Below are 20,061 nucleotides of genomic sequence, written 5' to 3'. Positions count from 1 at the left end.
GTCCCGCCACCCGGGCCGGGGGCCCGCCACACCGGAGGGAACACCATGGCACAGCCTGCAGCGGAGCCGGCGAAAGGCTCCGGTTCCACCCCGCCGGTGCACACCGAGGACGCCGTCACGTCCGTGCACCCGGTGGACGAGAAGCTCCACCCCTCGCGGCTCGTCCCCGCCGCGCTCCAGCACATCGCCGCGATGTACGCGGGCGTTGTCACTCCTCCGCTCATCATCGGCCAGGCCTGCGGACTCGACCTCGCGGCCCGCACCCGTCTGATCGCCGCGTCCCTGCTCATCGCGGGCGTCGCGACCCTCCTGCAGACCATCGGCGTCAAGGGCTTCGTCGGCAACCGGCTGCCCTTCGTCAACGCCGCCTCCTCGGCCGGCATCGCCCCGATCCTCGCCATCGCCGAGACCAACGACCCCGGGCACCAACTCCCCGCGATCTACGGCGCGGTGATGGTCGCCGGCGTGTTCTGTCTGGCCGTCGGCCCGTTCTTCGGACGGCTGCTGCGCTTCTTCCCGCCCCTGGTCACCGGCGTGGTGATCACCCTGATCGGCGTCACTCTGATGCCCGTCCCGGTGGGCTGGGCGCAGGGCGGTGACAAGACGGCCGCCGACTTCGGTGCCATGAAGTACCTCGCGCTCGCCGGGTTCACCCTCGCCGTCATCCTGCTCGTCCAGCGGTTCGGCCGCGGCTTCGTCAAGCAGGTGGCCCTGCTGTTCGGGCTGCTCGTCGGCACCCTGGTCGCCATCCCCTTCGGCATGGCGGACTTCAGCGCCCTCAAGTCGGCGCCGGTCGCCGCCCTGCCCGCCCCGTTCGCCTTCGGCGCGCCCGAGTTCCAGCCCGCGGCGATCCTGTCGCTGTGCATCGTGATGCTCGTGCTGATGACCGAGTCGAGCGCCGGCATGCTCGCCCTCGGCGAGATCTGCGACCGCCGCGCCGACGCGAGGACCATCACCCGCGGCCTGCGCACCGACGGCATCGCCACCCTCGTCGGCCCCGTCTTCGGCGGCTTCCCCACATCCGCCTTCGCGCAGAACGTCGGCGTCGTCTCGCTGACCCGGGTGCGCAGCCGCTACGTCGTCGCGGTCGCCGGCGCCACCCTGCTGGTCCTCGGCGCCTTCCCGGTCCTCGGCGCGGTCGTCTCCCTGGTCCCCATGCCGGTCCTCGGCGGCGCGGGCATCGTCCTGTTCGGCTCGATCGCCGTCAGCGGCATCCGTACGCTGTCGGAGGCGGGGCTGGACGACAGCTCCAACATCATCCTCGTGGCCGTGGCGCTCGGCGCCGGCATCATTCCGCTGGCCGCGCCCACCTTCTACGCCGGCTTCCCGGCCTGGGCGCAGACGGTGCTCGGCTCCGGCATCAGCGCCGGCGCGCTCGTCGCGGTCACCCTGAACCTCTTCTTCCACCATCTCGGCACCCGGAGCCGCCATCCGGTTCCGGCACTCAAATCCTCCTAGGGTCCTGCCGTGCCCACCCCGTGGACACCCCACCGTCCACGGGCCGCCACCGAAAGACAAGGAAGCACCATGGCACCATCGGCAGCCCAGCGCATCGTCATCGAGAACTGCGCGATCGCCACCGTGGACGCGAACGACACGGAGTACGCCTCCGGACACCTCGTCCTCGCCGGCAACCAGATCGAGTCGGTCGGCGCGGGCAGGGCTCCCGAGGGGCTGGAGAACGTGGTGCGCCGGATCGACGCGAGCGGCCATCTGGCCACGCCCGGTCTGGTCAACACCCACCACCACTTCTACCAGTGGATCACCCGGGGCCTGGCCACCGACCACAACCTGTTCGACTGGCTGGTCGCGCTGTACCCGACCTGGGCACGCATCGACGAGCGGATGACGTACGCGGCGGCGCAGGGGTCGCTCGCCATGATGGCCCGCGGCGGTGTCACCACCGCCATGGACCACCACTACGTGTTCCCGCGGGGCGCGGGCGACCTCTCCGGCTCGATCATCCGGGCCGCCGCCGAGATGGGCGTCCGTTTCACCCTGGCCCGTGGGTCGATGGACCGCGGTGAGAAGGACGGCGGCCTGCCGCCGGACTTCGCCGTGGAGACGCTGGAGGGTGCGCTCGCCGCCACCGAGGAGACCGTCAGGGAGCACCACGACGCCTCCTTCGACGCCATGACCCAGGTGGCCGTCGCCCCCTGCTCGCCGTTCTCCGTCTCCACCGAACTCATGCGCCAGAGCGCCGAGTCGGCCCGCCGCCTCGGGGTGCGGCTGCACACCCACGGCTCGGAGACGGTGGAGGAGGAGAAGTTCTGCCACGAGCTGTTCGGCATGGGCCCGACGGACTACTTCGAGTCGACCGGCTGGCTGGGCGAGGACGTGTGGATGGCGCACTGCGTCCACATGACCGACGCCGACATCGCCGCCTTCGCCCGCACGAGGACCGGCGTCGCCCACTGCCCCTCCTCCAACGCGCGTCTCGCGGCCGGCATCGCCCGCGTTCCCGACATGCTGAAGGCGGGCGTCCCGGTCGGCCTCGGCGTCGACGGCACCGCGTCCAACGAGTCCGGTGAACTCCACACCGAGCTGCGCAACGCGCTGCTGATCAACCGTCTCGGAGCGCACCGGGAAGCGGCGCTGAACGCCCGCCAGGCGCTGCGCCTGGGCACCTACGGCGGCGCGCAGGTCCTCGGCCGCGCCGAGCAGATCGGCTCGCTGGAGCCGGGCAAGCTCGCCGACGTGGTGCTGTGGAGGATGGACACCCTCGCCCACGCCTCCATCGCCGACCCGGTGACCGCGCTCGTCTTCGGCGCGGCCGCCCCGGTCACCGCTTCCTTCGTCAATGGCCGGCAGATCGTCGACAACGGCCGGCTGGTCGCCGTCGACGAGGACGAGATCGCCCGGTCGACCCGTGAGGAGGCCCAGCGCCTGGCACGGATCGCCGCGCAGGGCTGACCGGTTCGACCGGTTCTCAGACTCCGGCAGGGAGGGACGGCTCCCGGCCGGACCCGTGGATCCGAGCGGGATCCACGGCAGCCGTCTCCGGGGCGCGCGTGAACGCGCGCCCCGGAACGGTCAGACACCACCGAAGACCCCCGCTCACGAGTACCGCTCAGGCACCGCTCACCGTCCCCAGCGCCACCCCCCAACGGTCCCTCCCCCAAGCTCTCGACTTCGCTCGAGCAGGGAGGTACCCCCATGCCCACACTCCGCACCACCTCCCTGAAACCCACGTCAGACGACGTGCAACGCGACCGGAGGAGCCGCCGTGGCCGCTCAGCCCGATGCCGTACCGCCCGTATCCGACCAGGGGCGCGCCGAGGACTCCGGCGCCCGTCCCGCCGTCCACCCCGTGGACGAGAAACTCCCGCCCCTGAAGATGGCGACGACCGGCCTCCAGCACGTGGCCGCCATGTACGCGGGCGTCGTCGCCCCGCCCCTGATCGTCGGCGCGGCCATCGGCCTGTCCGGCACCGAACTGACCTTCCTCACCGGCGCGTGTCTCTTCACCGCCGGCCTCGCCACCTTCCTCCAGACCCTGGGCATCTGGAAGATCGGTGCCCGCCTGCCCTTCGTCAACGGGGTCACCTTCGCCGGTGTCGCCCCCATGACCGCGATCGTCGCGTCGACGGAGGACAAGAACGACGCGCTGCCGATCATCTTCGGCGCGGTCATCGTCGCCGGCCTGCTCGGCTTCATCGCCTCACCCTTCTTCAGCAAGGCGGTCCGCTTCTTCCCGCCGGTCGTCACCGGCACCGTCATCACCCTGATCGGTATCTCCCTGCTCCCGGTCGCCTTCGGCTGGGCCCAGGGGTCCAGCCCCACCGCCGATGACTTCGGCTCCGGCACCAACCTGGGGCTGGCCGCCGCGACGCTGCTGATCGTGCTGCTGCTGCGCCGCTTCACCCGCGGCTTCGTCAAGCAGATCGCCGTGCTGCTCGGCCTGGTCATCGGCACGCTGATCGCCATTCCGCTCGGCGTGACGGACTTCAGCCCGGTCGCGGAGGCGGACATCGTCGGCTTCCCGACGCCGTTCCACTTCGGCGCCCCGCAGTTCCAGCTCGCCGCGATCGTCTCGCTGTGCGTGGTGATGGTGGTGTCGATGACCGAGTCGACCGCCGACATGCTCGCGCTCGGTGAGATCGTCGACCGCCCGGCCGACGAGAAGACCATCGCCGCCGGTCTGCGCGCCGACACCCTCGGCTCCGCGATCAGCCCGCTGTTCAACGGCTTCATGTGCAGCGCCTTCGCGCAGAACATCGGCCTGGTCGCGATGACGAAGATCCGCAGCCGGTTCGTGGTCGCGGCCGGCGGCGGCTTCCTGGTGCTGATGGGCCTGTGCCCGATCGCCGCCTCGCTGATCGCCGTCGTGCCCCGCCCGGTCCTCGGCGGCGCGGGTGTCGTCCTGTTCGGCTCGGTCGCCGCGAGCGGCATCCAGACCCTGGTCCGGGCGAGCCTGGAGAAGGACAACAACGTCCTGATCGTCGCCGTCTCCCTGGCCGTCGGCATCATCCCGATCACCGCGCCGGAGTTCTACCACGCCTTCCCGGAGACCGCGAAGATCGTCCTGGACTCCGGCATCTCCACCGGCTGTGTCGCCGCGGTCCTGCTGAACTTCGTCTTCAACCACCTCGGCAAGGGCCGCGACGCCCAGGAGGTCACCCACCCCATGGAAGCGGGAGAGGAGATCACCGGGGCGACGACCCGGGCCCCGGCCACTCCATGAGGTTGATCAACAGCTCCGCCTGCTCCACGGCGTCGTCCAGCGCATGATGCGTGTGGCGGCGCCGTGGCAGTAGTGCTTCCGGCATTGCCCGCTTGGCGACGGCCCGCAGCGGGACCCCGGCCTTCGTGGCGTACAGCGTCTTCATGTCCAGGCAGCCGGAGTGCCCGAAGGGGCTCTCCCCGGTGAAGCGGATCAGGTACCAGTACAGGAAAGTCCAGTCGTACGACGCCGGATAACCGCACATCACCGGCTGGGCCCCCGTCTCGGCGCTCACCTCGCGCACCCAGCGGGTGAACTGGCCGAGCGCGAGCGCCGGATCGAGACCCTCCCGGCGCAGCCGCTCGCGGTCCAGCCCGCTCACCGCCAGCGCCTCCGGCACGAACTCCTCGCTGATCGGCCGCAGTTCCCGGTAGAACGTCCGCCGCTCGGGATCGGCCGGGACGAACCCGTCGTCCCCCTGAACCCCGGCGACGGACGCCCCCAGGCTCAGCAGGGAGTACGGCCCCGGGATGGGCCCGTCGGCCTCGATGTCGACCGAGATGTACACACTGGGTTTGCCGCGTCGTGCCGCCATGACGGAGCAGCATCGCAGGCCTGGGGCCCTGGGCGCACGCGATTTCAGCGGGCTCTCACGGGCTGTTCCGCATGGAGGGAGCCCGTGCAACTGCCTCCGGGTTTCCTGCCACTTGCTCGATGCCTGAACAACATGGCATCACCTCATCCGGCGACAACCCCTGTCCATTCTCGTGCGGGGTGCCGCCGCCCGCCATCACACAGTCGGCCGGGGAGCGGAGCGACCGTCAGAGCCCGAACAGGGCCGGATCGGCGGCCAGTTCCTTGAAGCGCTCCCGAGGGTCGGCCACCATGCGGCGGGTCGTGAGGTCCAGCAGGCCGCCGACCGCCTCGATCTCGGCCGCGAGGGTGCCGTCCGTCTTGACGATGTGCTGGCGTATCCGGAACGTCTTGCCCTCGCCCCACTCGAACTCGCAGGTCACGCGCACCTCGTCGCCCGCGCGCAGCTCCCGCCGGTAGCGGATGGTCGTCTCCAGGGCCACGGGGCCGACGCCGCGGGCGAGGAGGTCGGCCTGGCGGATTCCGGCCGCCTGGAGCAGCGACCAGCGGGCGTGTTCCGCGTAGTTGAGATAGACGGCCTGGTTCAGGTGGCCCTGGGTGTCGGTCTCGTATCCGCGGACGGTCACCGGGACGGAAAACGGCTCGGTCACGACTTCCTCATCTCCTGGCACGGTTGTTGGTGTCCCGATCCTGACATGTGTGCTCTACACGCGCCGTGGTGAGGCCAGCAGGTAGCGGGCGCGCGTGCGGGGGTCGGTGTGGGCGCCGACCTGCCAGCCGGCCCGTTCCAGCGTGGCCGCGCAGGCGTCCAGGGTCCCCGCGTCCGGGCCGTGCACGGCGACGGCGTCCGGCTGCGGGGTGGCCCGCACCCGGTAACCGGCCGTGTCCGGGCCCTCGGGCCGGTGCCCGGCGGCCTCCAGGGCGAGCGCGGCGGCCTGCACGAGATGGCCGCGTTCCCACCCGCAGGGCCGGTCCACGGCGCCGTCGGCGTTGGTCATCCGGCGCAGCTCCAGCAGTCCCTGCCAGGCGCTGTGCACCTCGCGCAGCCGGGCCGGACCGTCCGGCGGCGCGTCCTCCTCGCCGCCGATGCGGGCGGCGAACACCCCGGCGCGCCCCGTGCCCCCGGCGGGTTCGGCGGGTTCGGCGGCCTCGGCGGTCGGCCCGGTCGGCGGGGCAGCCGCGGGCTCGCCCTCCCGCAGTCTGTGCCCCGCCGGGGTCAGGAAGTGGTCGTGCGGCGGGCGGGGGTGCCGGAAGGCGAGCCCCCGCTTCACCAGCGCCGCGAGCTGCGCCTCCGTACCGCCCCGCAGGCGGCCGGTGACGGGATCGGCGGCGTCGATCACACGCCGCTGCGCGGCGGTCGGCGGTCGGGTCACGGCGTGCTCCTTCCCGGCGCTGGGGGACGTCCCCACCGCTTCGAAGGCTACGACCCGGGTCTGACATTCCAGCCCGCGATCACCGGCCGCCCGTGCTCGGTGCCCAGCCGGCACAGCGTGCCCGTCGCCAGCTGGAACAGCGCCCCGTCCGCCGCCGGCAGCCCGAGCCACCGCGCGGTCAGCACCCGCAGGAAGTGCCCGTGCGCGACCAGCACCACGCACCCCTCGGTGTCCGCGAGCGCCGCCTCCGCCTTGGCGAGCATCCGGTCGGCGCGCTCCCCGACCTGCCCGGGCGTCTCCCCGGGGCGTTCCGGCGGGCCCGGCGCGACCCCGTCCCGGAACAGGAACCAGCCGGGCCGCTCCCGCTGGATGTCGGCGGTGGTGACGCCTTCGTAGCCGCCGTAGTCCCACTCCCGCAGGTCCGCGTCGACCCGCGCGTCGGGCAGGCCGATGAGCCGGGCGGTCTCCCGCGCCCGCAGGAGCGGGCTGACGAACGCCGCCCCGATCCGGTGCGAGCGGAGCAGCGGCACCAGATGCCGCGCCTCCTGACGCCCGCGCTCGGTCAGCGGGACGTCCGTCAGCCCGGTGTGCCGTCCGGACCGCGACCACTCGGTCTCACCGTGCCGTACGAGGAGCAGATCACTCACGCCAGCGCCTTTCCCGCTCGCCTCTCGGTACGGTGTCACAGGCGCACCGCGGCCCGCAGGACGGACTCGGCCAGACGGCGGTTCTCCGGCGCCTCGCCGTACCCGGACGGGAAGGCGAAGCGGCGCCGCGTGTAGGCGTACGCCACCCCGCTCGCCGGGTCGGCGAAGCCCAGCGAGCCGGTCGCCCCGCTGTGTCCGAAGGAGTCCTCGCCGAGGAACGGATAGCGTCCGGCCAGGTACTCGAAGCCGAGTCCGAAGTGGTCCTCGGTGCCCGTGACCAGGTCGGGTCCCCCGGGCGTGCGCAGCCCGCCGAACAGCGCCGCGGTCTCCCGGGTGAGCAGCGGGGCCCGGCCGTCCACCGTGCTGATCGCCGCCGCGTACATCCCGGCGACGCCGCGCGCGTTGCCCACGCCGCCGGAGGACGCCGGCCCGAGGACCCGCACCCGGGGATGGTTGGCGAACGCCACCAGGTCGACGGGCTCGGGCCCGTGCTGCTGGAAGGCGACGCCCCGGATGCTGTCCGGTGCCGTCGCCCGCTCGGCGAGCAGCGCCTCCTCGGCGGGGGTGGGCAGCAGCGGCTGTACGTCGACCCGGCGCGGCTCCAGCGCGGCGGGCAGCCCGAGGTGGAAGTCCAGACCGTAGGGCGCCCGTATCCGCTCCTCGTACAGCTCGTGCAGGGACCTGCCGGTGGCCCGGCGCACCACCTCGCCGGTGAGCGCGCCGATGACGAAGGCGTGGTAGCCATAGGCGGTGCCCGGCTCCCACAGCGGCTTCAGGCCGGCCAGCCGGGCGGCGATCACCCGGTCGTCGGCCAGCTCCTCGACGGTGAAGGCGCGCTCGGGGTCCCCGACGACCCCGGCCCGGTGCTCCAGCAGCTCGCGCAGGGTCAGCCGGTCCTTGCCCTCGGCGGCGAACTCCGGCCAGTAGGCGGCCACTTCGCGGTCGAGGTCGAGGGTGCCCTCCTGCACCAGCAGCGCGACGACCAGGTGTGCGGCGCCCTTGGCGATGGAGAACAGGGTGGTCAGCGAGTCGCCGTCGATGCCCTCGCCGCCCCACAGGTCCACCACCCGCCGCCCGTGCAGCTGGACGACGAGCTGCGCTCCGGGATCGTGCCGCTCCCCGGCGAGGTGTGCGGCGAACTCCTCCCGCACCTCCTCGAACCCTTCGGCCACCGTGCCGTGGACGTCGTACGTCATGCCGAGCCCCCTCTGTCCGGTCCGTGATCACGGACGTTACGACGTCCCCCAACAACCGGACCGGGCCCGGGCATTCCGCCCCGCGGGGCTACTGCCGGTACCCGCTGAGGAACCGTCCGATCCGCCCGATCGCCGTCTCCAGGACGTCCGCGTGGGGCAGGGTGAGGATGCGGAAGTGGTCGGGGGTGGGCCAGTTGAAGCCGGTGCCCTGAACGACCTGGATCTTCTCGCGCAGCAGCAGGTCGAGGACGAACTTCTCGTCGTCGCGGATGGGGTGCACCTTGGGGTCGAGGCGCGCGAACGCGTACAGCGCGCCCTTCGGCTTCACGCACGACACGCCGGGGATCTCGTTCAGCTTCTCCCAGGCGATGTCGCGCTGTTCGCGCAGCCGGCCGCCGGGGGCGGTGAGGTCGGCGATGGACTGCCGGCCACCGAGCGCGGCCTGGATGGCGTACTGCGCGGGGGCGTTGGCGCACAGCCGCATGGAGGCCAGCATGGTCAGGCCCTCCAGGTAGTCCTTGGCGTGCTGCTTCGGGCCCGTCACGACCAGCCAGCCGGAGCGGAAGCCCGCCACCCGGTAGGTCTTGGACAGGCCGCAGAACGTGAGGACGACCAGGTCGGGGGCGAGGGCGGCGGCCGAGTGGTGGACGGCGTCGTCGTAGAGGATCTGGTCGTAGATCTCGTCGGCGAACACCATCAGGCCGTGGCGGCGGGCCAGGTCGAGGATGCCCTCGACGATCTCCTTCGGATAGACCGCGCCGGTGGGGTTGTTCGGGTTGATGATCACGACCGCCTTCGTCCGGTCGGTGATCTTCGACTCCATGTCGGCCAGGTCGGGGTACCACTCGGCCTGCTCGTCGCACAGGTAGTGGACCGCCTTGCCGCCGGCGAGCGTCGTCACCGCCGTCCACAGCGGGAAGTCGGGGGCCGGGATGAGGATTTCGTCGCCGTCCTCGACCAGCGCCTGCACGGCCATGGACACCAGCTCGGAGACGCCGTTGCCGAGGAACACGTCGTCGACGCCGACCTCCAGACCGAGCGTCTGGTAGCGCTGGGCGACCGCGCGGCGGGCGGAGAGGATGCCGCGCGAGTCGGTGTAGCCGTGCGCCTTCGGCAGCATCCGGATCATGTCCTGGAGGATCTCCTCCGGCGCCTCGAACCCGAAGAGCGCCGGGTTGCCGGTGTTCAGGCGCAGCACGCTGTGCCCCGCCTCCTCCAGCGCGTCGGCGTGCTCGATCACCGGGCCGCGGATCTCGTAACAGACCTCGCTCAGCTTGCTCGACTGCCGGAACTCCATGCGCCCCTCCAGGTAACCAGTGTCACTTGGTTTTACCAAGTAGCCGCTTGGAAAGTCCAACAACTTGTCTAGACTGCGTCGCATGCCACCTCGCCGAAGCTACGACCAGTACTGCTCCGCCGCCCGCGCGCTCGACGTCGTCGGCGACCGCTGGACCCTGCTGATCGTCCGTGAGCTGCTGGCCGGCCCCCGCCGCTACACCGACCTGCACGCGGACCTGCCGGGCGTCAGCACGGACGTACTCGCCTCGCGGCTGAAGGACATGGAGCGCGACGGGCTGACCACCAGGCGCCGGCTGCCCCCGCCCGGCGCGGCCTACGTCTACGAACTCACCCCGCGCGGACGGCGGTTGCTCCCGGTCCTCCAGGCGCTCGGCACCTGGGGCCAGGCCGAACTGGGCGAGCGGCGGCCCACCGACGCGGTGCGCGCCCACTGGTTCGCGCTGCCGCTGCTGCGGGCGCTGGACGGGGAGGCGGGCGTCGTCGAAGTGCGCCTCGAGGAAGGCGAGTTCCATCTGTACGTCGGCGCGGACGACGGCCCGGTCTACGGCGACGGGCCCGCCCCCGGCGAACCCGACGCCCGGCTGGCCATGGACGTCGCCACCTGCACGGCCCTTGGGCGCGGTGAACTGACCCTGGCCGACGCGGTGCGCGACGGACGGGTCACCGTCACGGGAGACGGGACGGTCGCCAAGGCGCTGCGCGCATGAGACGGGCCTGAGGCCGAGTGCGAGACCGGGCATGAGAAAGGCCCGCGCCACGGGGACGCGGGCCTCGCGAAACGGACGTCACCGGCCGTCACACGTTCGGCGGCACCCTCGGCGGGCGCCCGAGCCGCGGGTGAGCGCGTATCCGCCGATCCCCGCGAGCGCGGCCAGCAGACCGCCCACCGCCGTCCACACCCAGCGGTCGGACCACCACCCGGAGGCCCAGCCGTCCTCCGGCTCGATGCCCGACAGCACCGCCGACGAGGACTCCTCCCGCTCGGCGTCCCGCGTCGCGCTGCCCGGCACCAGCGGCTCGCCCAGCCGGCCGTCCACCGCGACCGCGCCGCCCATGTCCTTCGCGTCCACCCGCACCTCTGCGCCGACCGGCAGCCCCAGGTCGCCGGTGGGCAGGCCGACGGCGGTGAGCCGGACGTAGTACGTGCCCGGCAGCGGGTCGTTCGCCCACGGCTCCGACCAGGCCCGCACCGTGCGCAGCACACAGGTGAGTTCCACGCTGCCCGCGTCCGCCGCGACCGTGCGGGTCTGCGCGCCCCACTGGCAGGCCTGACGGCGGCGCAGGCCGTCGTACACGTCGAGCTGCCAGGTCTCGGCGGCGTGCGCCTTCGGCAGCTTCACGATGGCCCGGACGGTCGGCCGCTGAGCGGCGTCCGCCGGGAACGACCAGTACAGGTAGTCGCCCGCGGAGGCGTCCGCCGTCGCGGTCTGCCCCGGGTCGATCTCCGTCGCCGTACGGAAGGACGTGCCCGCCTCGGTCGGCGCGTCACCGGAATCGGCCGCCGCCGGGCCCGCGGCCAGACCCAGGGCGAGCAGGGCCGTGCCCAACACTCGGGAAACACGCATCAGTTGGTCCTCCAGACCGCGATCCGCCAGCGCGACAGCCAGCCCCACACCAGACCGGCGAGGAACCCGGCCACCACCAGCACGCCGAGCAGCCACCAGCCGCGCCCCAGACCGAAGGCGGCCACGTCGTCCGCCTCGCCCGGCCCGTCCACCACGTCGAGAGTCAGCTCCACCGGCAGACCGGGCGTGGTCTTGACCCCGGGGGCGGGGGAGAAGGAACTGGTCAGCTGGAGACAGACGGTCTCCGTGGAGCTGCCCTCCGCCTCGTCTTCCGCCGCCTGCTTCGGATAGCGCAGGCCTGTCGACATCACGTCCGTACGGCCGTTGCCCGCCGCCTCGCCCCGCACGATCTCGCGACCCTGGACGGTGACCGCCCGCAGCAGCACCCCGTGGTCCGGGTCGACCGCGCGGTCCGCGGCCACGCTCACCGAGGCGCGCAGCTCCTGGCCGGGGCGTACGTCCACCCGGTACCAGCGCTGCTCGCCGAACTCCGCGCGGTCCGAGTACAGGCCCGACTCCAGCGTCGGCGCCTTGGCGCACTCCGAGCCACCCTGGGTGACCACCGGCGTCACCACGGGGTCCGCCGCTCGGTCCACCAACTGGTTGACGCGGTCGGTGAGTTCGTCGGTGTGCTCGACGGAGGTGTAGGTGCCGCCGGTCGCCTCCGCGATACAGCTGAGCTGCCGGCGCATCTTCGTGTTCGGCACCAGGCCGAGGGTGTCGATGGTCAGACCGATCCCCTTGGCCGCTATCTCGCGGGCCACCTCGCACGGGTCGAGGGGGGCGCAAGTGTCCTCGCCGTCGCTGATCAGCACGATCCGCTTCGAACCGGTGCCGCCCTCCAGGTCGTCGGCCGCCTTCAGCAGCGCCGGACCGATCGGCGTCCAGCCCGTCGGCGCCAGGGTCGCGACGGCCGCCTTCGCCTCGGTGCGGTCCAGCGGGCCGACCGGGTAGAGCTGCGCGGTGTCCCGGCAGCCCTGCTTGCGGTCGTCGCCCGGGTAGTTCGCGCCGAGGGTGCGGATGCCGAGCTGGACGTCCTCCGGCGTCGCGTCCAGCACCTCGTTGAACGCCTGCTTGGCCGCGGCCATCCGGGACTTCCCGTCGATGTCGCGGGCGCGCATCGAACCGCTCACGTCCAGCACGAGGTTGACCTTGGGCTGTCCGGCCGTGGTCTCGTCGGCGAGCGCCGTGGACGGCAGCGCCAGCCCGGCCGTCAGCGCGGCGAGCAGGGCGCCGGCCCCGGCCGCCAGCCGTTTTCTTGTGATCATCAGCGGATCCTATGGACCGGAACCGCTCCGCTTCAAAACGGCCGCTCCCCACGCAACGGCCGCTGCCCACGCAACGGGCGCTCCTCACGCAACGGGCGCTCCTCACGCAACGGGCGCTCCGCCCCCGAACGGCCGGTGCGCCTCAGACGTGCCCGTCCGGCCCCCACAGCCCCGCCAGCCGCGCCCGGTACAGCGCGGCGATGGTGAAGCCGTCCGTGATCGCGCCGTCGGCCACCATCGCCTCCGCCTCCCGCACCGGCACCACGACCGCCCGCCCGATCGCCTCGCCGGTCTCCAGCTCGCCGACGCCGTCGACGAACGCCGCGTACAGCTCGACCCGCTGGGCGAGCAGCCCGGTGTCGGGATGGACGGTGCCGAGCGCCGTCACCCGCGTGGGCGTGGCGCCGATCTCCTCCCGCAGCTCCCGGGCGACGTTCTCCTCGCCCGTGGCGCCCGGGTCCCCGAAGCCGCGCACCACCTCCCAGTGGCGGCTGCGCGTCGCGTGCCGGTAGTGCTCGATCAGGACGACCTTGCCCTGCGGCCCGAGCAGCGGCAGCACCACCACGCCGGGGGAGGAGTCCGGGGGCGGCAGGAGCCGGTCGTACAGGCCCAGCCGCCCGTCGGGGAAACGCACCGGATCGCGGAGGTACCACACGTACCTGGTGGCGGACACCACACCCGCCGGGACCGGCCGCACCCGTGCCCGCAGACGCGCCCACAGTGCCGCGATCCACCCCTCGGACGCGCCTCGCTGCGCCTCGGTCACCTCACGGCGCGCCCGGCGCACCAGCGCGGGGTCCCGGAGGATCTCGATGCCTCCGGGGTCGTTGCGGAACCACTCGGGTTCGGACCGGCGCAGGGCCTCGTAGCGGTTCATCGGGCGCTTCGCAGACGGTGGGGCACGGGTTCTCCGGACGGGACGTCAGTACTCGGGCAGGTCCTCATTGTCCTGGGTGGTCGTTCCGGCCCGGCCGGTCGGGGCGGGGCCCGCCGCCTCCCGGTAGCCGGGCAGCCGCCGCACCAGGTCGTGGAACTGCTCCCACTCTCGGGCACTGGCCAGACGTACGTTCGCGATCTCCCGGGCGAACTTCTGTTCCTGCCGCCCGTGGATCCGGTTGCGCAGCACCAGCTGCACCGAGCCGCTCAGCGACCCGGTCACCGCCAGCGGCACGGCCGCGCCGGCCACCTCCCACACGTCCTCCCCGCTGACGGCGGTGAACACCGCCGCGCCGACCGTGACGACTACCTCGACGACCGGCCGCCACGGGTTCGGCCGGGCCTGCCGGCGCTCCCGGGCCAGCTTGAGGATCTCCGAGTTGAGCCGTACATACCGGTCGAAGACCCGCCCGACGGAGTCGTGGAAGGCCTCCGGAGCGGCGGTCAGCTCGCCGAACGCCCGTACGTAGTCGTGCCAGACGGGGGTCTGCCGCAGCCGCCAGATGTCGTGCAGCTCCAGCTCGTTGACGGCCGCCGGCGTCAGATGGTCCTGCACCGCGGCGAAGGTCTGGCGGCGCAGGAACGTCAGCAGCTGCTCCGGGTCCTCCACGACCCCCGGTGTCGCCCGTGCCTCGCGGGCCTCCTGGAGGACCACCCGCCGCAGACTCCCGACCGGCGTGAGCGGGTAACGTCCCAGCGCATCCGCCAGGTTGACGCTGTAGATGAGGTCCAGGAGCTGCTTGATCTCCGTGGCGAACGGCTTGTCCCGGTCGTAGCGGCCCTCCGCGACATTGGTCCCGGGGACGGTCACGAACTCCTCGTAGAGGCTGTTGCGCACCACCGGCTGCCGGCGGACGCTGAGGCTGTTGCTGAACGCGACCACCTCGCCGAGCCGCTGCCCGAACCGGTCCGCGTCCCGCCGGTCGACGCCGACCTGGGCGGCGAGGATGTCGATGTCCTTGGCGGTCAGCCCCTGGACCTTCTCGGCGAACGGCTGGAACAGCCGGGTACGGGTGCGGTCCCGGTTCTCCTGATCCCGCTCGGGGTCCTCCCAGGACATGCGCACACAGTGCACCCGGTCCTCGGCCCGCAGCCCCGCCAGCGTCTCCTGCCACGCGGTGAACCCGGCCGGACGTACGTGCAGATGGGAGAGCGGCTCCTCGGCCGGATGCCGCTCGTTGAGCAGGAACGGCACGATCGCCCCCGAGGCGAGGAGCCTGCGGTGCGCCTCGCGGGCCTCCCCGTCCTCCCGCAGATCGCGGTTGATCGCGTCGTTGTTGTAGAAGTAGGCGCGGTTGATCACGACCTGGCTCGCGTTGATCAGGCTGCGGAAGTACTCCGCGCGCACCTCCGTGACCCGCCGCTCCGCGACCTCGTCCAGCGACCTCCCCTGTTCGATCATCTCCCTGGCGAGCCCGGCCGGGACCCACTGGTTGTCCAGCGACTGCGCGATCACCGCTCCGGGGTCCAGTTGTTCGGGGCGGATCGGCGTCATCAGACCGTCACTGCTGTCGACGTCGGTCATGTCCTGTTCCCCCATCTCTCGCATCCTGCGAACCCCACAGCGCTCCACCGTAGAGCGCGGAGCACGCGCGTGTTCCCCCTTCGGCCACGGCATTTGAGGGCGTATCAGATGTCCGTTGCGGGCCGGACCGTGCCCGGCTGCGGCAGTCCCGTCCAGATGTCGCCGCTGTGCCCCGGCGACAGCCGCATCAGGGTCAGCGCCTTGGCGGGCACCGGCTCCTCGCGCAGCGCGGTCAGGTCGGGGGTGCGCGGCAGGTCCGCGGCGGCCGTCTCCAGCGCCGCCGCCAGCGCCGGGCCCGAACCGGCCGTCGCGGCCAGCGATCCGGCCACCAGCGACCCGAACAGCTTGCGCCGCAGCGCGGTCACGTCGTCGGTGAGGATCCGCCCCGACAGCTCCGGCAGCGCGATGCCGTGCCGGGCGAGGCGGGCCGGGCCGACGCGGATGTCGGCCAGGTCGCGGTAGACCAGCCGCAGCGCCTCGCCCGCCGGTGACAGTACGACCAACAGGTTCTGGCCGTGCGCCTCCAGGGCCACGCCCAGCTCCAGCAGCCGCAGCCCGACCGTCAGCGCGAGCCGGGCGAAACCGGCCAGCCAGGCGGGGGAGCGGTCGAGCCCGGTCGGGCCGAGCGCCGCGACCGGGACGACCCGTTCGCCCGGCCCCGCGTACACCTGCGGCGACTCCCGCAGCACGGCCGCCAGGTCGGGGGAGCCGGTGGTCGCCGCGCCCAGGGTGCGGGTGATGTGCAGCAGACCGCCGGTGCGGGACGCGAGCTGCTCGGCGAAGTCCGACAGCGTCGCCGCCATCCGCACCGACCCCACGGAGATGTCCCGCACCGACGACGTCAGCCGGGCGCTGAGCGCGGTCTTCACATGCGGCCCGTCCGGCACCGCGAGGGTGCGCAGGGACATCAGCGGATGAGCCGGAAACGTCTCCTCGCAGCTCCGTTTCAGCACATGGGCCGCCTGCCACGGGTGCACCGGCAGCACCACCCGCCCCCCGTCGCGCAGCGACTCCGGCCACTCGCCCGTCACCAGGCACTCCCCGGCCGGCACCGGCAGCAGGCCCAGCTCCACCACCGGCCGGTGCTCCGGTGCGTACGCCAGCTGCTCGGCCACCGAGAAGCCGGGCCGGGAACGGCAGTTGGGGTGGTACGGATGCCCGTCGACCACCCGCTGCTCCCACTCCCAGTCCCGCACCGGCGTGGCCTGCGGACCGGTCGGCTGCCCGGCCCGGGACAGCGCCAACGAGGCCACGCTGTGGGCGAGTTCACGGGCCAGTTCCGCACCGTGGGGGACCCGCAGGTCCGTCATCAGCCGGGCCGGATCCTGGTACGCCGTACCGTCGAGCCGTACGGCCGTGACGTACCCGGCGGTCGCGTACGGGTCCGGCGCCGGGCCGTACAGACGGCGGCCGTCGCGCAGGCGCAGCAGCCGGCCCTCCCCGGCGGGTTCCCGGCGCTCGACCCAGGGCATCGGCTCATGGGTGAGGGCCCGCCACAGCCGGGTCAGCACCGCCGCCCGGGCGCCCGGCAGTTCGGCCGCGTACCGGTCGGCGAGGTCCGGCCGCAGCGCGGCCAGCTCGTCGGCGACCTCGGCCTCGGCGGTGGGGGAACGGTGCACGGTCGGGTCCTCCGTGGGAATCGGCGAGCGGGGCGGTCACGGCGGGGCGTGACGGCGGGGATACTGATCGTCTCCGGAGAACCGTAGGGAACTTCTCGGCACCGTAGGCAATTCCGCAGGACCGTACGAAACGAGTGGATCGCGTGGACCACATCCCCCCGCCCCCCGAGGACGACGCCCCCGAGGACGACGCCCCCGAGGGTGACGCGCTCGAGGGTGACGCCCCCGAGGACGACACCGTCGAGGGCGGCATCGCCGCGCGGGCCGACGCGTACGCCGCCGCGCCGCTGCTGGGCTGTCTGCTGCGGGAGGTCGCCCGGCCGGTGGCGGACGAGCCCGGGGTCCACCTGCTGCCCGGCTGCGGGAAGCTGCTGCGGGTGCGCGGCGGCCGGCGGCCCGCCGCTCCCGAGGTGCGCACGACCGGTGGCTGGCACCGCCTCGACCATCCCGAGCTGGTCAAACTGGTCGCCGAGGAACTGCGCCGGCACACCGGGCTGTCCAACCACGAACTGCCCGCCGAGATGGCCGACAGCCGCGACACGGTCGCCGCGCTGCTCACCGCGCGCGCTCGCGCGACCCCGCCCGGCGACCCCTATCTGCGCTCCGAGCAGTGCCTGCTCACCGGCCACCCGCACCACCCGGCACCCAAGGCGCGCGGCGGCGGACCGGCGGCGGCCTGGCTGCCGTACGCCCCGGAGGCGCACGCCCGCTTCCCGCTGACCCTGCTCGGGGTGCGCGAGGACACCGTCGTTGAGGAGGGCGACTGCTCAGCGCTCGACGCCCTCGGCACCGCCCCGCCCGGCTACCGGCTGCTGCCCGCCCACCCCTGGCAGCTCGACCTGGCCGCCGGCCGGCTCGCCGGGGCCTTCGCCGACGGCCGGCTGATCCGGCTCGGCACCACCGCGTCCGACACCTGGCCGACGGCCGCGATCCGCACGGTGTACGCCCCCGAGCGCGACCTGTTCCTCAAGTTCAGCCTCGACGTGCGCATCACCAACGACATCCGCCGCCTCTGGCGCCACGACCTGCTGAAGCTCACCCGCACCGACCGCGCCGTCCGCACCGCCTTCGCCGCCCTCGACGGCCCCGCCGCCTGGCTCTCCGACCGCGGCTACCGCACCGCCGACCTCGCGTTCGAGGAGCTGGCCGTGCTGGTCCGCGACGGTCTGCGCCGCCGGCTGGTGCCCGGCGCCACGCCCTACCTCTCCGCCGGACTCGTGGAGGGCTTCGCGGGCAGTCCGCTCGACGGACCGGCCGACCCGGAGGCCTGGTGGGAGGCGTACCTCGCCCAGGTCGTGCCGCCGGTCCTGGCCGCCTTCGCCGACCACGGTGTCGTCCTGGAGGCCCACCTCCAGAACTGCCTGATCGCCTGCGACGCCGACGGCCTCCCCGTCCAGGCCCTCTTCCGCGACGCCGAGGGCGTCAAGCTGCTGCCCGACGTCGACCGCGCGGCCGGCTGGGAGCGCCTGGTGTACTGCCTGGTCGTCAACCACCTCCTGGAACTGGCCGCAGCGCTCGCCGAACGCCACCCCGGCCTCGACCCCTGGCCCGCCGCCCGCCGCGAGCTGGCCCGCCACGACCTCCCGGAGATCCCCGCCCTCCTCACCGCCCCCACCCTCCCCGCCAAGACCAATCTCCTCCTGCGCTGGACCGGCGCGGACGGCGCCGCGGCCCGCTACCGGCCACTGCCCAACCCGCTGGCCGCCGCGTGAGAGGGCCGACGGGGAGCCGGCCGCGGGCGCGGGGGCGCCGTGGCCGCCGCTGCTGATATGACTGGTGCATGCAGGAAGAGACCGCTCAGTCCGCGATCGACACGTTCATCTCGGCCTTCAACGCGTCCGACGACACCTATGTCACGTCTCTGCTGTCCCAGGCCCTGACCTCGGACGTGGTCCTCTGGGGGCCGCTGGGCCGCAGCGAGGGGATCGAGGCCGTCGAGCGATTCGTCCTGGACATCCGGCGCCACCCGGCGGGCACGGGCACGATGGTCCGCTGCTCCGCGGTGGACATGCCGCACGACTGGGCGCGCTACCAGTGGGTCTTCACCACACCGGACGGCGGTCCGCGGCTGGCGGGGACGGACGTGGTGCACCTGCGGCGCGGCCTCATCGACCAGATCATCGTCTTCGCCGGAGAGATCAAGCCGTCGAGCGGTATGTCCGAAGGTGGCCCGGGACCGTGCTGAGAGAGGTCACCGCCACCCGTTACGTCACCCCGCTGCGGTCCGGCGGTTCGGTGCCCGGAGTCGTCGAGGCCGACGACGAGGGGACGTACGTCGTGAAGTTCACCGGCTCCGCGCAGGGGCGCAAGGCGCTGGTCGCCGAGGTGATCGTGGGGGAGCTGGCCCGTGCCCTGGGGCTGCGCTTCCCCGAGCTGGTCCTGGTCGACTTCGATCCGGCGATCGCCGCGGACGAGCCCCACCAGGAGGTCCGCGAGCTGCACTCGGCCAGCGCGGGCGTCAATCTCGGCATGGACTTTCTGCCGGGCGCGCGGGACTTCACCCCGGAGGTCGCCGAGGTCTTCGACGTGGACCCGGTGGAGGCCGGGCGGATCGTGTGGCTGGACGCGCTCACCGTGAACGTCGACCGCACCGTGCACAGCTCCAACCTGATGGTCTGGCCGACACTCGGCGTCGCACCGCCGCGGCTGTGGCTGATCGACCACGGCGCCGCGCTGGTCTTCCACCACCGCTGGGGCACCACCGACCCGGCCAAGGCCTACGACTTCCGCCACCACGCCCTCGGTCACTACGGGCCCGACGTGCGCGCGGCCGACGCGGAGCTGCGGCCGAAGGTGACCGAGGAGCTGCTGCGGGCGATCACGGACGAGGTACCGGACGCCTGGCTGGCCGACGAGCCCGGCTTCGGCACGCCGGAGGAGGTGCGCCGCGCCTACGTCGACTTCCTGCACGCGCGCGTGCGGGCGTCCGAGGCGTGGCTGCCCACCGATTTCCCCAGCCGCGAGGAGCTGGCCGCGGAGAACGCGCGCCGCGCGGCGAAGACGCAGCAGGGCCGGCCGGACTGGCTGAAGCGGGTCCCCGACCTGCACGGCAAGCCGGCGGCGGAACAGGATTGGTCGGTGCACCTGGGATGAGCGCACGGGTTGAGATCGAGTACTGCACCCAGTGCCGGTGGCTGCCGCGCGCGGCCTGGCTGGCGCAGGAGCTGCTGACCACCTTCGAGGCCGAGCTGGACGAGCTGGCCCTCAAGCCCGGCACGGGCGGGGTGTTCGTCGTCCGGGTCGGCGACGAGGTGGTCTGGGACCGCCGCGAGCACGGCTTCCCCGAGCCGACGGCGGTCAAGCGGGCCGTACGCGACCGAGTGGCCCCGGGCAAGACCCTGGGCCACTCGGAGCGTACGTCCTAAGGGGTGTCTCG

The 20,061-nt window shown here is 73.0% G+C and carries 18 protein-coding genes and 1 pseudogene; 8 read left to right on the top strand and 11 right to left on the bottom strand.

Going from position 1 to position 20,061, the window contains the following annotated elements:
• Positions 1-45 precede the first annotated feature (45 nt).
• From ACIG0D_RS07555 to ACIG0D_RS07545, 3 genes are all read left to right on the top strand, one after another.
• Positions 46-1,458, top strand: a complete 1,413-nt coding sequence (locus ACIG0D_RS07555; protein ID WP_399796955.1) for a nucleobase:cation symporter-2 family protein — start codon at positions 46-48, stop codon at positions 1,456-1,458.
• A 69-nt stretch (positions 1,459-1,527) separates the two neighbouring features.
• Positions 1,528-2,913, top strand: coding sequence for an 8-oxoguanine deaminase (locus tag ACIG0D_RS07550; protein WP_399796953.1), 1,386 nt, complete (start codon positions 1,528-1,530; stop codon positions 2,911-2,913).
• A gap of 424 nt (positions 2,914-3,337) precedes the next feature.
• Positions 3,338-4,684: a nucleobase:cation symporter-2 family protein gene (locus ACIG0D_RS07545; protein ID WP_399797101.1), complete on the top strand. Its 1,347-nt coding sequence runs from the start codon at positions 3,338-3,340 to the stop codon at positions 4,682-4,684.
• On the opposite strand, the gene ACIG0D_RS07540 is transcribed toward ACIG0D_RS07545, so the two are convergent.
• The 6 genes from ACIG0D_RS07540 to ACIG0D_RS07515 all read right to left on the bottom strand — a co-directional run bounded on the left by ACIG0D_RS07540 (position 4,647) and on the right by ACIG0D_RS07515 (position 9,770).
• A complete protein-coding gene (locus tag ACIG0D_RS07540; RefSeq protein WP_399796951.1) occupies positions 4,647-5,258 on the bottom strand; it encodes an exonuclease in 612 nt (203 codons plus the stop codon). The genes ACIG0D_RS07545 and ACIG0D_RS07540 overlap by 38 nt on opposite strands.
• Before the next feature lie 226 nt (positions 5,259-5,484).
• Positions 5,485-5,907, bottom strand: coding sequence for an acyl-CoA thioesterase (locus ACIG0D_RS07535; RefSeq protein WP_399796950.1), 423 nt, complete (start codon positions 5,905-5,907; stop codon positions 5,485-5,487).
• Between the two features lie 54 nt (positions 5,908-5,961).
• Entirely contained in the window at positions 5,962-6,630 is a 669-nt protein-coding gene (locus tag ACIG0D_RS07530; protein WP_399796948.1) for a hypothetical protein, read from the bottom strand.
• A 47-nt stretch (positions 6,631-6,677) separates the two neighbouring features.
• Complete coding sequence (locus ACIG0D_RS07525; protein ID WP_399796947.1) at positions 6,678-7,277, bottom strand: histidine phosphatase family protein; 600 nt, start codon at positions 7,275-7,277, stop codon at positions 6,678-6,680.
• Positions 7,278-7,312: 35 nt separating this feature from the next.
• Positions 7,313-8,473 (bottom strand): serine hydrolase domain-containing protein, encoded by a 1,161-nt coding sequence (locus ACIG0D_RS07520; protein ID WP_399796945.1) that lies wholly within the window; start codon positions 8,471-8,473, stop codon positions 7,313-7,315.
• Positions 8,474-8,561: 88 nt separating this feature from the next.
• A complete protein-coding gene (locus tag ACIG0D_RS07515; RefSeq protein WP_399796943.1) occupies positions 8,562-9,770 on the bottom strand; it encodes a pyridoxal phosphate-dependent aminotransferase in 1,209 nt (402 codons plus the stop codon).
• A gap of 82 nt (positions 9,771-9,852) precedes the next feature.
• Here ACIG0D_RS07515 and ACIG0D_RS07510 point away from each other — a divergent pair, with 82 nt between their 5' ends.
• Positions 9,853-10,479 (top strand): winged helix-turn-helix transcriptional regulator, encoded by a 627-nt coding sequence (locus ACIG0D_RS07510; RefSeq protein WP_399796941.1) that lies wholly within the window; start codon positions 9,853-9,855, stop codon positions 10,477-10,479.
• Between the two features lie 88 nt (positions 10,480-10,567).
• On the opposite strand, the pseudogene ACIG0D_RS07505 reads toward ACIG0D_RS07510, so the two are convergent.
• From ACIG0D_RS07505 to ACIG0D_RS07485, 5 genes and pseudogenes are all read right to left on the bottom strand, one after another.
• Positions 10,568-11,337 (bottom strand): annotated as a pseudogene (locus ACIG0D_RS07505) (hypothetical protein).
• Positions 11,337-12,605, bottom strand: coding sequence for a VWA domain-containing protein (locus tag ACIG0D_RS07500; protein WP_399796939.1), 1,269 nt, complete (start codon positions 12,603-12,605; stop codon positions 11,337-11,339). Before ACIG0D_RS07500 ends, ACIG0D_RS07505 begins: the two are co-directional and overlap by 1 nt.
• 142 nt (positions 12,606-12,747) lie before the next feature.
• Positions 12,748-13,482 (bottom strand): NUDIX hydrolase, encoded by a 735-nt coding sequence (locus ACIG0D_RS07495; protein WP_399796938.1) that lies wholly within the window; start codon positions 13,480-13,482, stop codon positions 12,748-12,750.
• Positions 13,483-13,527: 45 nt separating this feature from the next.
• A complete protein-coding gene (locus ACIG0D_RS07490) occupies positions 13,528-15,066 on the bottom strand; it encodes a hypothetical protein (protein WP_399796936.1) in 1,539 nt (512 codons plus the stop codon).
• 104 nt (positions 15,067-15,170) lie between these two features.
• Positions 15,171-16,685, bottom strand: coding sequence for an IucA/IucC family protein (locus ACIG0D_RS07485; protein ID WP_399796934.1), 1,515 nt, complete (start codon positions 16,683-16,685; stop codon positions 15,171-15,173).
• A 134-nt stretch (positions 16,686-16,819) separates the two neighbouring features.
• Between ACIG0D_RS07485 and ACIG0D_RS07480 the strand changes: the two genes are divergently transcribed.
• From ACIG0D_RS07480 to ACIG0D_RS07465, 4 genes are all read left to right on the top strand, one after another.
• Positions 16,820-18,397, top strand: a complete 1,578-nt coding sequence (locus ACIG0D_RS07480; RefSeq protein ID WP_399796932.1) for an IucA/IucC family protein — start codon at positions 16,820-16,822, stop codon at positions 18,395-18,397.
• A gap of 68 nt (positions 18,398-18,465) precedes the next feature.
• Positions 18,466-18,870: a nuclear transport factor 2 family protein gene (locus tag ACIG0D_RS07475; protein WP_399796930.1), complete on the top strand. Its 405-nt coding sequence runs from the start codon at positions 18,466-18,468 to the stop codon at positions 18,868-18,870.
• A complete protein-coding gene (locus tag ACIG0D_RS07470; protein WP_399796929.1) occupies positions 18,864-19,778 on the top strand; it encodes a HipA family kinase in 915 nt (304 codons plus the stop codon). The genes ACIG0D_RS07475 and ACIG0D_RS07470 overlap by 7 nt, the downstream gene beginning before the upstream one ends.
• A complete protein-coding gene (locus ACIG0D_RS07465) occupies positions 19,775-20,050 on the top strand; it encodes a SelT/SelW/SelH family protein (RefSeq protein WP_399796927.1) in 276 nt (91 codons plus the stop codon). Before ACIG0D_RS07470 ends, ACIG0D_RS07465 begins: the two co-directional genes overlap by 4 nt.
• Positions 20,051-20,061: the final 11 nt, after the last annotated feature.

It is taken from the genome of Streptomyces sp. NPDC052773, from assembly GCF_044547145.1.
GTDB lineage: Bacteria > Actinomycetota > Actinomycetes > Streptomycetales > Streptomycetaceae > Streptomyces.
Note: the sequence above shows the minus strand (reverse complement) of the source record. Positions and strands in the feature narration are given on the sequence as shown.

Coding starts and splice junctions, on each gene's coding strand:
- ACIG0D_RS07540 (WP_399796951.1), bottom strand. CDS start 5,258: ATGGCGGCACGACGCGGCAAACCCAGTGTGTACATCTCGGTCGACATC.
- ACIG0D_RS07510 (WP_399796941.1), top strand. CDS start 9,853: ATGCCACCTCGCCGAAGCTACGACCAGTACTGCTCCGCCGCCCGCGCG.
- ACIG0D_RS07465 (WP_399796927.1), top strand. CDS start 19,775: ATGAGCGCACGGGTTGAGATCGAGTACTGCACCCAGTGCCGGTGGCTG.
- ACIG0D_RS07495 (WP_399796938.1), bottom strand. CDS start 13,482: ATGAACCGCTACGAGGCCCTGCGCCGGTCCGAACCCGAGTGGTTCCGC.
- ACIG0D_RS07550 (WP_399796953.1), top strand. CDS start 1,528: ATGGCACCATCGGCAGCCCAGCGCATCGTCATCGAGAACTGCGCGATC.
- ACIG0D_RS07500 (WP_399796939.1), bottom strand. CDS start 12,605: ATGATCACAAGAAAACGGCTGGCGGCCGGGGCCGGCGCCCTGCTCGCC.
- ACIG0D_RS07515 (WP_399796943.1), bottom strand. CDS start 9,770: ATGGAGTTCCGGCAGTCGAGCAAGCTGAGCGAGGTCTGTTACGAGATC.
- ACIG0D_RS07490 (WP_399796936.1), bottom strand. CDS start 15,066: ATGACCGACGTCGACAGCAGTGACGGTCTGATGACGCCGATCCGCCCC.
- ACIG0D_RS07545 (WP_399797101.1), top strand. CDS start 3,338: ATGGCGACGACCGGCCTCCAGCACGTGGCCGCCATGTACGCGGGCGTC.
- ACIG0D_RS07475 (WP_399796930.1), top strand. CDS start 18,466: ATGCAGGAAGAGACCGCTCAGTCCGCGATCGACACGTTCATCTCGGCC.
- ACIG0D_RS07520 (WP_399796945.1), bottom strand. CDS start 8,473: ATGACGTACGACGTCCACGGCACGGTGGCCGAAGGGTTCGAGGAGGTG.
- ACIG0D_RS07555 (WP_399796955.1), top strand. CDS start 46: ATGGCACAGCCTGCAGCGGAGCCGGCGAAAGGCTCCGGTTCCACCCCG.